The sequence below is a fragment of the Arthrobacter sp. NPDC080031 genome, from assembly GCF_040702485.1.
Lineage (GTDB): Bacteria > Actinomycetota > Actinomycetes > Actinomycetales > Micrococcaceae > Arthrobacter.
On the sequence record NZ_JBFBLA010000026.1, the window covers coordinates 1 to 11,952 of the forward strand.

The 11,952-nt window shown below is 65.4% G+C and carries 12 protein-coding genes; 3 read left to right on the forward strand and 9 right to left on the reverse strand.

Annotated elements, in window-relative coordinates:
* Window positions 1-157 precede the first annotated feature (157 nt).
* The 6 genes from AB0323_RS19045 to AB0323_RS19070 all read right to left on the reverse strand — a co-directional run bounded on the left by AB0323_RS19045 (window position 158) and on the right by AB0323_RS19070 (window position 5,064).
* A complete protein-coding gene (locus tag AB0323_RS19045) occupies window positions 158-550 on the reverse strand; it encodes a DUF1304 domain-containing protein (RefSeq protein WP_366178761.1) in 393 nt (130 codons plus the stop codon).
* A 123-nt stretch (window positions 551-673) separates the two neighbouring features.
* On the reverse strand, window positions 674-2,044 hold the full coding sequence (locus AB0323_RS19050) for an MFS transporter (protein WP_366178715.1): 1,371 nt from the start codon (window positions 2,042-2,044) through the stop codon (window positions 674-676).
* A gap of 157 nt (window positions 2,045-2,201) precedes the next feature.
* Window positions 2,202-2,708, reverse strand: coding sequence for a PPC domain-containing DNA-binding protein (locus AB0323_RS19055; protein WP_366178716.1), 507 nt, complete (start codon window positions 2,706-2,708; stop codon window positions 2,202-2,204).
* Window positions 2,709-2,739: 31 nt separating this feature from the next.
* Window positions 2,740-3,528 carry a cyclase family protein gene (locus AB0323_RS19060; RefSeq protein ID WP_366178717.1) on the reverse strand — a complete coding sequence of 263 codons (789 nt, stop codon included), beginning with the start codon at window positions 3,526-3,528 and terminating at the stop codon, window positions 2,740-2,742.
* A gap of 5 nt (window positions 3,529-3,533) precedes the next feature.
* Entirely contained in the window at window positions 3,534-4,334 is an 801-nt protein-coding gene (locus tag AB0323_RS19065; protein WP_366178718.1) for a cyclase family protein, read from the reverse strand.
* A 16-nt stretch (window positions 4,335-4,350) separates the two neighbouring features.
* Complete coding sequence (locus AB0323_RS19070; RefSeq protein ID WP_366178719.1) at window positions 4,351-5,064, reverse strand: GntR family transcriptional regulator; 714 nt, start codon at window positions 5,062-5,064, stop codon at window positions 4,351-4,353.
* 134 nt (window positions 5,065-5,198) lie between these two features.
* Between AB0323_RS19070 and AB0323_RS19075 the strand changes: the two genes are divergently transcribed.
* The 3 genes from AB0323_RS19075 (at window position 5,199) to AB0323_RS19085 (ending at window position 7,445) form a co-directional block, all read left to right on the forward strand.
* The gene (locus AB0323_RS19075; RefSeq protein WP_366178720.1) at window positions 5,199-5,510 is read left to right on the forward strand and encodes a putative quinol monooxygenase; all 312 of its coding nucleotides are present in this window, start codon (window positions 5,199-5,201) and stop codon (window positions 5,508-5,510) included.
* Between the two features lie 28 nt (window positions 5,511-5,538).
* A complete protein-coding gene (locus AB0323_RS19080) occupies window positions 5,539-7,068 on the forward strand; it encodes an FGGY family carbohydrate kinase (RefSeq protein ID WP_366178721.1) in 1,530 nt (509 codons plus the stop codon).
* 98 nt (window positions 7,069-7,166) lie between these two features.
* On the forward strand, window positions 7,167-7,445 hold the full coding sequence (locus AB0323_RS19085) for a YciI family protein (protein WP_366178722.1): 279 nt from the start codon (window positions 7,167-7,169) through the stop codon (window positions 7,443-7,445).
* 253 nt (window positions 7,446-7,698) lie between these two features.
* Here the strand turns inward: AB0323_RS19085 and AB0323_RS19090 are convergent, their stop codons facing one another.
* Genes AB0323_RS19090 through AB0323_RS19100 form a run of 3 tightly spaced genes read right to left on the reverse strand, consistent with a single transcriptional unit; the run spans window position 7,699 to window position 11,857 of the window.
* Window positions 7,699-9,072: an MFS transporter gene (locus AB0323_RS19090; protein ID WP_366178723.1), complete on the reverse strand. Its 1,374-nt coding sequence runs from the start codon at window positions 9,070-9,072 to the stop codon at window positions 7,699-7,701.
* Between the two features lie 39 nt (window positions 9,073-9,111).
* On the reverse strand, window positions 9,112-10,587 hold the full coding sequence (locus AB0323_RS19095; protein WP_366178724.1) for an NAD-dependent succinate-semialdehyde dehydrogenase: 1,476 nt from the start codon (window positions 10,585-10,587) through the stop codon (window positions 9,112-9,114).
* A gap of 19 nt (window positions 10,588-10,606) precedes the next feature.
* Entirely contained in the window at window positions 10,607-11,857 is a 1,251-nt protein-coding gene (locus tag AB0323_RS19100) for an iron-containing alcohol dehydrogenase (protein ID WP_366178725.1), read from the reverse strand.
* Window positions 11,858-11,952 lie beyond the last annotated feature (95 nt).

Here is an 11,952-nt window from a genome sequence, read left to right on the forward strand (position 1 = left end):
ACCGGCCCCAGCACAATACGTCGGGATCAACCTGCCCGAGACCAAAACACCCCAAAAACTAGCCCAGTGACTCCACACAGCTTGACAATTTCCGAAAAGCCCACATACGTGAGCGAGCGTCGGGGGAAACGGCGATATAGGTGAGCGAGGGTTGCGCTTAGCCGAGCGCGACGGCGAGGATGCCGAGCACAACGGCGAGCAGCGGCGTCGTACCCTGGAGAACCGCGGCGCGGAGGTACTTCTTGCCGCTCAAGGCAAGCACGATCGCCGCCAACAGCATGGAGCCGCAGGAACTGAAGACGAGCGTCCAACCCACTTGCGCGTGGCCGAGCGCGACGAAGACAATCCAGGCGAGCGCGCCGATGGCAAGGAAGAGGTTGTAGAAACCCTGGTTGTATGCGAGGGGCTTCGTCGTTTCGGCGTCGGACTGGGAAGCGACGCTGAACCGCTTCCAGGTGGCCGGACGGCTCCAGGTGATCGACTCCATGCGGAAGACGTAGACGTGCAACAAGCCGGCAAGCAGGGCGAAAAGCAGGGAGGCCACGATCATGCGCTGATCGTAGCCTCTGCCTCGCTTGGAAACGTCATCACGGCCGACTGCGTGACGCGGTTTGATCATTACACCGGCTCCCGCCAGACCGGACGGGAGCCGGGCCTGGGTATGAGGAACGGCTTAGGCGTCGTCGTGGGTGCTCGTCGAACCGAAGGCCGGCGATTGCGCCAGAACGGCGGGAACTGCTTCGGATTCCGGACGCCCCGTGCGCATCAGCACTGCGACGACGCCGATTCCCCCGGCGGCGAGAAGCATGACCACGCCGATGATGACCCAGCCCAGGTCGTACGAGCCTGTCGAGCCGAAGAGCAAGCCAATGGCATATGGTCCCGCGAAGCTGCCGAGGTTACCGACAGCGTTTATCATGCCGACCGCTGCCGCAGCACCGACGCCCGCGAGGGTGGCGGTGGTGAACTTCCAGAACGATGGGAGGGTCGCGATCACGCCGAATAGCGCGAGCGTGACCGCCGCCATCAGCCAGACGGGGCTCGGCGAGACGGTGCCGACAATCGCCAGGGCGAGCGCACCGACGATTAGCGGAATGACGATGTGTCGCACAGGCTTGCCGGTGCGGTCGGAGCTGCGGTTCAAGAACAGCATGGCCACGCCGGTGATGGCGAACGGGATCGCGTTGATGAGGCCCGTCACGGTGGTCGAGCCGCCCGGGTTGAACGCCTTGATCACCTGCGGCAGGAAGAACGTCACGCCGTAGATTCCGAAGTTGAGGCCCGCATAGCAGACGGCGAGGACCAACACGCGGGGCGACCGGAAAGTGGCGCTGACCGTGCGGGGACTCGGCTGGGCCGCATCCTCGGCCTCGATGTACTCCGTCAGCTCGGCGCGCTGCACTGGCGTAAGCCACCTTGCTTTGGAGGGGCGGTCGGTTAGCACGAAGAATGCGATAACGCCGACGATAATGGCCGGGAGTCCCTCGGCGATGTAAAGGAACTGCCAATTTTTCAAGAACGGGGCGCTATTGAGGATCCAGCCGGACAACAGGCCTCCAGTGCTCGACGCGAGCGGGATGGACAAGTAGAACAAAGCGAGCACCCGTGCCCGCTGGGCCCGGGGGAACCAGTAGGTGAGGTAGAGGATGACGCCGGGAAAGAACCCAGCCTCGGCGATGCCGAGGAGCACCCGGGCGATGTAGAAGCTTGCCTCGCCCTGTACCAATGCAGTCAGCGTCGCGACGATTCCCCACGAGACCATGATGCGGGAGAGCCAGATGCGTGCCCCGAACTTGTGCAGGGCGAGGTTGCTCGGCACCTCAAAAATGAAGTAACCGATGAAGAATAGGCCGGCGCCGAGCCCGAAGGCGGCGGCGCCGAGGCCGAGGTCTTTGCCCATGCTCAGCTGGGCAAACGACACGTTCGTGCGGTCGAGGAAGTTGATATAGAACATCAGGACGAGGAACGGGATCAGCCGCAATTTGACCGTGCGGAGGATCGCCGGATCCAGCGTTCGTGCAGGCGTCGGGAAGGTATGAGACATCGTTGTTTCTCCTTAAAGAGGTGACCTCGTCCGGGCGCGACGAAGCATCCGGGATGTGCCCGGTCAGTGGCTGTTCGGGCCGCCCTGCTGTGTGAGGGTTGTTGAGGATGCGGGACGTGAGCGGAAGGCGTTGTCGTCGCCCGCGCCGCGCACCCGGCTAGCCGACCACGTCGGCATCGTGGAATCGGACCTGGGGAAGGCCCGTGACCTCCTTGTCGAATTCGCGATCGATGTACACGTCTTCCAACTCGTGCAGGAAGATCTCGCCCTGGGTCCAGATCGTGGCCCGGAATACGTGTCCTCCGCGTACCTGCCCTCCGGCTTCGGAGAACAGTCCGTGGCAGTGCGCCCACAGCTTTCCGTCTAGGGTCGTAACGTTGCCCTGCAGGGAGAGGATTTCCATCGGGCGCTGCAGGACGATGGTGTCGATGTCGGGCGCGAACTCGTGCTCCTGGCGGATGGGGAGCGTGGTGATGTCGCGGGGGTTGCGCAGGTACACCTCGCTGATGGTGCCGACGGCCGAGGCAATCGTCGCGGTCTTCACGCCGTGTTGCCGGCAGACCTCCTCGATCGCGTCTGTCAGCTGCTCACCGGGAGCTAGGCTGACAGCGATGAGCCGGCCGAGTCGTCCTGCCTTGCTGGTGATCACGGGGGTTGCAGTCATGGATGTTTCTCTCTTCGAGGGTGGCGGATACTCAGGCTTGCTGCGCCACGACGGTGCAGGGAGCTTCGGCGACGTCTTCAATGAACATCGGAAGGATGGTCACCAGCTGACGGGAGGGGGCGAGCCCGCCGCACCCGGCGAGCCCGACGACGACATGAGCCGCTTCGGTGAGCGCGACAGTGGATACCCAGTCCGCGGCGGCTTTCTCCGGCGTGTAGTGACGCACATAGGCCTTCGCCTGCTCGGACGGCCAGGATGGGCGGAGCCACGGCTTCAGTTCGGCCCACTCGCTGCGGGCGAAGCTGTCGGCCGCGTCGAGATGGGCGCAGTCGGTGAGCAGCAGTGTGGAGCCGTGGTCAGCCATTATCTTGGCGAGGCGGGTGGCTGCATCCGCGGTCAGGGTCGGGGTATCCAGTGCGAAGCGCTCGCCGAGCTCCAGCCAGCGGTCGGCATCGCCCCATCCAGTACGCAGGAGAACGGCCTCGTCGGCCCACTCGACCTCGGCGAACGCGCGCTCGATATCGGCCTCGGTAATCTGCTCGCCGGCGCCCTTCGGGATGGTCACGACGATCGTCGGGCGGTTCGCGAGGTCGGGGAGCGGCACATCCAGAATCTTCGCCCCGTCTTCGGCGGCGAAGCCTGTCGTGCGCAGCCGCGTTCCAGTGCCCGTTCCCATGCTGATGAAGAACAGTTCGGCGCCGTTGTAGGCGAGCCGCGAGATGGACTCGGTCCAGCAGGGGGACTCCCAGGCATGCACCGCGCCGACCGGCAAGTAAGGCTGGATCGGCATTGTCAGGTTGATGGTGTTTGACGTTGGCATAGTTGTCACTCCTCGAATGCGATGACGGAGCAGGGGGCGCCGCTGGCACCGCGAAGGAACACGGGAAGAACGGTTACGCGGATGCGCTTGGCGGTGATGGAGCCGCAGTTGGCGACGGCCGCGACGGGCGACATCGCGCCGTGCAACGGAACCGAGGACGCCCAGTCGGGAGCGCCGCCGCCCGCGCCGCGCTCCGGCGTGTAGTGGCGCATGTAGATGCGAGCTTGCTGGGAGGGGAACGGCGGCCGGTCCCACGGTTCGCGGGAGGACCACTCCGGGTACATGAAGTCGCGGCCGAGGTTACCGATGTATGCGCAGTCGGTGAGCATGACGTCGGAGTTCTTCTCGGCCATCACCTCGATGAGCCGCTCGGCGCCGGCGACGGAGAAGTGTGGGGTGTGCTGGGCGTAAGCGTCGCCGATGGTGCGGTAGCGCTCGCCATCGCCCCAGCCGGTGCGGATGAGAACCGCGTCGCCCTCCCGGTAGTCGGGGTCGCTCGCCAGCGTGGCGTCGATGTCGGCGGGCTCGATCTCCTCGTCCGGGCCCTTCGGGATATCGATGACGATGGTGGGCCGGTTGAGGAAGTCGCCATAGTCCATCTCGTGCAGCCGTGGCGCATTCGCGTCGTAGCAGGCTCCCAGCATGAGGCGGGTCCCGGTCTCGCTGTGGAAGGTCAGGTGGTGCGCGCTGACACCGTGGGTTGCCGGGGTCATAACATCGGTGCGCTGGAACGGGGAGTCCCAGGCCCAGACGTTGCCGACGGGCATGAAGGGGTAGAGAGGCAGTGTGAGGTTGTGGGTTTTCATTCTTTCGGGGTAGTCCTTAGGTTCGTGGAGGAAGCTCACCGAGCAGCAGGGAGCGGTCTTCGTCCCAGAGTTCGCGTTCCGCGGCCAGCGCGCTTCCGACTTCGTAGATGTGGTGGGTCACTTCGTTGGCGATATCCCGGGGGTCGCCAGCGATGACAACGTCCAGCAGGCGTGCGTGCTGTTCGGCGAGGTATTCGGCGTCTTCACGTGCGTTCCCGGCGACGGTCAGCCACATACCGAAGAGCACCTTCTGGTCGCGCCACGCGTCGTAGAGACGCTGGATGCCGGAGAGCCGGCAGAGGCGCTGGTGGAACTCGTAGTCGAGCTCTTTCATCTTTCCTGCCTGACCGGCGTCCACAGCCCGCATCGATTCGATGAGGTCCCGGAGCCCGGCAATGTCCTTGTCCGTGAGGTATCGCGCCGCGCTTTGGTATGCCAGAGTCTCCAGTGTGGCGCGCATCAGGTGCAGCTCCCGGATGTCCGTCGGCGACAGCTCGATGATCCTGGTGTCCCGTCCGGTGCCGCTGACGAGTCCGTCGCGGCGCAGGTGCAGGATCGCCTCCCGCAGTGGTGCGCGGCTCATGCCGAGGTCAGTCGCCAATTTCTCTTCGACAACGCGCGCGCCGGGTTCCAACCGTCCTTCAATGATCTCCTTTCGCAGGTAGTCGTAGACGTCGTCGCTAAGCGCGGAGCGGTGGAAACGGGGACTGGCTTCTTGGTTTGTCTTCATGGATAACATTCTTCCCCAAATCCTCTCTTCGTCTACCGTCGACGGTCGACGAAATGAAAGTTATCGTGTAAAAATGGATCGTGTCAAGGGCCGTTCGCATCCGCGCGGGCCCCGCAGAGGAAAGGTCCACCCGCATGAGCGTTGTCGTCACCGCCACAGTCCGCCCCAAGCCAGAGCACCGCGAGGAAGTGATTGCCCTGTTCGAACGGGCCGTCGCCCGCGTGCATGTCGAAGACCCGGGATGCGAGCTCTACGCCCTGCACGAAAGCGCCGAGGGTCTTCTCATGATCGAGAAATGGACGGACGCCGCCGCTCTCGACGCCCACAGCCGCGCCGCCGCGGTCGTCGAACTCGAAGAGGGCGTCGAGGGCCTGCTCGAGCGACCGACTGCTGTGCAGATATACACGGCTCGCCCGGCCGGAAACCTGCGACAGGGCCGTCTGTGACGTTCCACGACGTCGCGGAGGCATCAGGATGGGAGTGACTCTTCGCTGCACGCTCGGAGTCGACATTGGCACCTCTAGCAGCAAGGGCGTGCTCGTTGACCCGCACGGCGTGATCCTCGCGACCGCGGTGCGCCGGCACGCCGTCGACCATCCCCAGCCCGGCTGGGCGGAGATGGATGCCGCGATCTGGTGGCAGGAATTCTGCGAGATCACCCACGAGCTGACCGCAAACGTTCCGGCTGCGGAGGTGGCGGCCATCGGAGTTAGCGGGATGGGGCCGTGCGTGCTCCTCACTCACGATGACGATCGGCCGGTCCGTCCGGCGATCCTCTATGGCATCGACACCAGGGCCACTGAGCAGATCGACCTGCTCAGTGACGAGCTGGGCGAGGAGGCGATCCTAGCCCTCGGCGGCTCCGCGTTCACCACTCAGGCCGTCGGCCCGAAACTTGCGTGGGTCGCGGAGCACGAGCCGGACGCATTCGCCCGCGCTCGTCGGCTGTTCATGCCGTCGTCATGGCTGGTTCGCCGGCTCACCGGCGAGTACGTACTCGACCACCACTCCGCGAGCCAGAGCACGCCCCTCTACGATTTGCGCTCCCAACGCTGGCATCCGAAGGCGGTCGAGCGGATCGCGCCCGGACTGCTGATGCCGCAGCTGCGCTGGCCGGGCGAGATCGCCGGAGTCGTCGGCGCCGGCGCGGCGACTGCGACGGGCCTGCCCGCCGGGACGCCCGTTATCACGGGCACGATCGACGCGTGGGCCGAGGCCGTGAGCGTTGGCGCCGACCGGCCGGGCGATCTGATGCTGATGTACGGGACCACGATGTTCCTCATTGCGCACCAGCTCGAGGCCACGCATTCTCCGTCGATGTGGACGACGCTGGGCACCCGGCCCGGCGTGCACTGCCTGGCGGGTGGGATGGCGACATCCGGCGCAATAACCAACTGGCTCCGCGATCTCACAGCCGGCGCGACCGGTGAGCCCGTGGGTTTCCCCACCCTGCTCGCCGAGGCCGCCGCCTCGGGCGCGGGCGCAGGCGGGCTAGCCATGCTCCCCTATTTCGCCGGCGAGCGGACGCCCATTCTCGATCCGGACGCCCGCGGGGTCATCGCCGGCCTCACGCTCTCCCACACGCGCGGGGATCTCTACCGCGCCGCGCTGGAGGCGACCGCGAACGGGGTGCGGCACAATGTGGACGTGATGCGGGAGGCCGGCATCCGGATTGACCGCGTCGTCGCGGTGGGCGGCGGGGTCGAGGGTGGGCTCTGGGCGCAGATCGTCACCGACGTCACGCAACTGAACCAGGTGATACCTACCGTCACAATCGGTGCGTCATATGGTGGAGCTTTCCTTGCAGCGCGCGCCCTGGTGGCGGCCGGTGCGGCATCGCCCGACATCGACGCGTGGAACCCGCCCCGTACTGTCCTCCGTCCTGGCGCATCCGACCGCACTGTCTACGACCACGGATACAGGCGCTACCGCGAGCTCTATCGGGCGACGACCAGCGTCGTACACGATCTCGCGGCGAGCCAGCGTTCCGGCGACATGCGGTGACTTGACCTTGGTAAGGGCCGCGATGCCTGTCCGTCCGTCGTTCGCAAGCTACTAGGTCGGACGCCGCCTCGGCGCTGGTGGTAGGTAGGATCGGTTGCATGGAATTCGTCGTGATGTACGGCCTGCGCGATGGCGTTGACCGCTCGCGCATTCTCGAGACCTACCCCCGCCACAAAGAATATTACGAGGCGTTCCGTGCCGCTGGCGGCGGCCTTATTGCTCTCGGACCATTTCAGACCCCGGATCCTGCGGCCGGGTCGATGGGGATCTTTACCTCGCGCGAGGATGCCGAGCGCTTCATCGCCGGTGATCCATTCACCACCGAAGGGCTCGCTGACCCTCGAATCCTCGAGTGGAACGCCGTGCATTTCGGCTGACCAGCAGCCTTCCTACCAGCAGCCATGGCCTTCACTGTCTTCGGGGCCGTTGCGCGTAGCCGGCGGGCTCGGGCTGAACGCACTCATCGTCTACCGGGCCGCCATCGTCTTGCGGATGAAGAAGACCCCTCCGTATCCCGCTATCCCCCACTGGACCAACTGACAAGCCGAGTTCAGTTGGCGAACACCAGAAGAAGGGCGCCGTCCAGGTCTACCTTTGATCGGGACGGCGCCCGCCTTACTTCAGGGAGTATCAGTTAGCGTTGGCCCGCTCCTGTGCAACCGCTGCGTTTCTCTCGTCCAGCTCCTGGGCGGCGGTGATGCGCCGGTCCAGTTTGGCGAGCGTTTCCGGTGCGAGGATGGTCGCCACAACCGTGATGACACCGATGATGCTGAAGTAGAGGATCACCCAGCCCGGCTTGCCGTTGCCCGCGGTGAGCAGCGCGACGGCGACCAGAGGGGCGATGCCGCCGGCCAGGACCGAGCCGAACTGGTAGCCCATGGATGCGCCGCTGTAGCGCAGCTTGGTGGAGAAGAGCTCCGCGAAGAAGGCGGCCTGCGGGCCGTACATCGAGTTGTGGAAGACGGCGAGCCCGATGATGATGGCGAGGGTTGCCAGCAGCGCGCTGCCGGTATCGGTCATGACGAAGTAGAGCGGGAAGAACAGGAGTCCGCCGATGGAACCGAACAGGTACAGCGGCTTGCGCCCGATCCTGTCCGAGAGGATCGCCCATAGCGGGACGGCAAAGACGCCGATGGCCGATGCAACCAGAACGGACATGGAGCCTTGGTTGGCCCGTTCCGCACCAAACGTCTTCATGATGTAGACCACGGAGAACGTCGTGTACAGGTAGAACGCAGAGTTTTCCGCCAAGCGCATGCCGACCACAAGCCAGATGCCCTTGGTTTCCTTCTTCATGGCCTCGCCCAGCGGCTTCTTCGCGGTCTTCTTCGCCGCCACGAGTTCCTTGAAGTCGTTGGAGTCTTCAAGCTTGGCGCGGACGATCATGCCGGTGACGATCAGGATCACGCTGAGCAGGAAGGGAAGGCGCCAGGCCCAGGCGTCGAAGGCTGCTGCCGGTACGGCTGCCTTGACGACAAGGACACTGGAGTTGGCCAGCAGCATGCCCGCAGGGACACCCATCTGGGTGAAGCTACCGAAGAATCCGCTGCGTCCGGCAGGTGCGTGTTCGATGGAGATGACCGCCGCACCGGCCCACTCGGCGCCGGCGCCGAAGCCCTGCAGCAGGCGCAGGACCGTCAGAAGGATGGGAGCCCAGACCCCGATCTGGGCGTAGGTGGGAAGAATGCCCATGGCCAGCGTAGCGAAGCCCATGATGAGGAGGGAAAGCACGAGCATCGGCTTGCGGCCGATCTTGTCACCGAAGTGGCCGGCGAACATGCCGCCGAACGGACGGGCAACGAAGCCCACCGCGTAGGTGACAAACGCCATCAGGAGGCCGGTGGCCGGGTCCTGCTCCGGGAAGTACAGGCGGCTGAAGACGCCCGTCGCGGCGAGCAGGCCGAAGATGTAGTAGTCGTACCACTCGATGGTGGTGCCGATGAAGCTGGCAGCCGGAACGCGCCAGGGCGCCTTCGTCTTGGCTTTGGTGGTGGAGATCGTCATTGGTCTTTTCTTTCGGGTGGAAACAAGGGAGCGGCAGTGCTACCAGTCGAGGGCGATGTACTTGGTTTCGGTGAAGTCCAGCAGGCCCTGGTGGGCGCCTTCGCGGCCGAGGCCGCTCTGCTTGACGCCGCCGAAGGGTGCTGCGGGGTCGGATACGAGCCCTCGGTTGAGGGCCACCATTCCGCTTTCGATGCGCTCGGAGACCCGGAGCCCGCGGCGGAGGTCCTCCGTGAACACGTACGCTGCGAGGCCGTACTCGGAGTCGTTTGCGGCGGCGATGACTTCGTCTTCGGTGTCGAAGGGGATGACCGAGGCCACGGGTCCGAAGATTTCCTCGCTGACCATCCGGGCCTGGAGCGGCACATTGGTGACGACGGTGGGCGGGTAGTAGTACCCGGCGCCGTCGATGGCCTTGCCTCCGGCGAGGAGCCGTGCGCCCTGGCTGACGGCGTCGCGGACCAGCGAGTCGACTTTGCGGACGCTGGCCTCGTCCACGAGCGGACCGACCTCGGTCTCGGCGTCGGTGCCCGGGCCCACGCGCATGGCGCCCATTCGTTCGGCGAGTCGGCGGGCGAACTCGTCGTGGATGCCGCGCTGGACGTAGATCCGGTTAGCGGCGGTGCAGGCCTGGCCGCCGTTGCGCATCTTGGCGACCATGGCGCCGTCGAGCGCCAGCTCGAGGTCCGCGTCGTCGAAGACCAGGAACGGGGCGTTGCCGCCGAGTTCCATGGAGCACTTGAGCACGTTGTCGGCCGCCTGGCGCAGCAGGTGGCGTCCGACACTGGTGGATCCTGTGAAAGACAGCTTGCGGACCCGGGGGTCGGCAAGGATCGGGGTCATGACGTCGCTGGTCTTGCTCGTGGTGATGATGTTGACCACGCCTGCCGGGACGCCGGCGTCGATCATCAGTTGGGCGATTGCCAGCGTCGTCAGCGGTGTGAGCGTGGCGGGCTTGAGCACGGTGGTGCAGCCCGCGGCCAGCGCCGGCGCCAGCTTCCGGGTAGCCATGGCCGCCGGGAAGTTCCATGGGGTGATCAGCACGCAGACGCCGATCGGCTGGTGCTGGACCAGGATCCGGTTGGAGCCCGACGGCGAGACGGAGACATCGCCGATGATCCGGACCGCTTCCTCGGCGTACCAGCGGAAGAACTCGGCGGCGTACGCCACTTCGCCCCGGGCATCGCTGAGGGCTTTGCCGTTTTCGAGCGAGATGAGGTGGGCGATCTGCTCGCTGCGCTCGGTCATCAGTTCGAAGCAGCGGCGCAGGATTTCTGCGCGGCGGCGCGGCGGCGTCGCGGCCCACTCCGGGAGGGATGCTGCGGCGGCGTCGACGGCGGCGAGGCCGTCCTCGACGTCGGCGTCGGCGATGTCGGTGATGACGGAAGCGTCGGAAGGGTTGATCACCTCGACGGTGTCACCGCCCCTGGCATCCTGCCAGTTCCCGGCGATGAGCAGCTGACGGGGCACCGTCAGGCTGTCGACGTCAAGCGGTTCAGAGGTTGAAAGAAGGGGCATCGGTGGTCCTTTTTGCTGATCAGCGGATGGTGCGGTCGCCGGCAAAGGCGGCGTGAACGATGGACGTGACGGCGTCGAGATCAAGCGGCACGGGATTGTTGTCGATGAGCCGCTTGGAGTTCAGCGACAGCTTGGCGATCTGGGCGAGGTCGCTTGCCTGCACGCCAAGGTCCTGCAACGTCGGGGGGAGCTCGATGGCGGCGATGACCTCGTCGATTGCATTCACGCCTGCGACGGCGGCGGCGCGCTGGTCCAGCCCGCGGATATCGCGCCCCAAGGCCTCCGCGATCTGCGCCAGCTGCGGCTGGATCGCTTCGAAGTTGTGGCGGACGACGTAGGGCAGCAGGAGGCCGACGCCCACACCGTGAGGAGTGTGGGTAAGTGCGCCTACCGGGTACTGGATGGCGTGTGCCGCGGCGGTTCCCGCATTGCTGAGAACCACGCCGCCGTACAGAGCCGAGAGCATCATCCCGGCACGGGCCTCCGTGTTTTCCGGATCCTTGTATGCGGTGACGAGGCTGCGGCCCACCAGCCGGATGCCGTTCAGGGCAATCGAGTCCGTCAGGACGTTCTTGCCGACGAAAACCCGCTCCGTGGCCAGGTCAGGGGTGGGTTCCCGGGTGATGGCAGTGAAGGACTCGACCAGGTGCACGAAAGTATCCGCACCGGTGGCGGCCGTCAGGGACGGAGGGCATGAGTAGGTGAGCTCGGGATCGCACACTGCGGCGAACGGGATGATGTGCGGGCTTGAGATGCCCATCTTCATGCCGAGATCAGGATCGGAGACGACGGCGATTGCCGTCGCTTCGGAACCGGTGCCCGCAGTGGTGGGCAGTGCGATGACCGGCTTGGTGGGGCCGGGAACGGCGAATTCACCGTAGTAGTCGCTGGGCTTGCCGCCGTGGGTGAGCAGCACGGAGACGACCTTGGCCATGTCCATGCAGCTGCCGCCGCCGAAACCGATGATGACATCGATCTCGTGGCCTTTGAGTTCCTCGACGCAGGCCACGATTCCGGGAACCGGCAGTTCGGCCTGGGTGTCGCCGTAGACCCGTACAGTCAAGCTTTTGTCCTCGAGGCTGCGGACCAAGGCCGAGAGGTCTTCTGAGACAGCCAGCCGCGGGTCAGTACAGACGAGGACGTTGCTCCCGAATTCTGCTGCGATTTCGGCGACGGCGAAGCGCTGCTGGGCGCCGACGACAACGCTCCGCGGCAGGCGGAGGACGCCGAAAGTTGCGGGACGGATTCCCGCTGCATGCGCACACGACATTGTGAATAACTCCTAGAGATGGGATGAGCAGCTGCCCGAAAGGCGCCGCGAATCTCAGCATTCCAGAGTGATGTGACACCCACCATGTGGGCCCG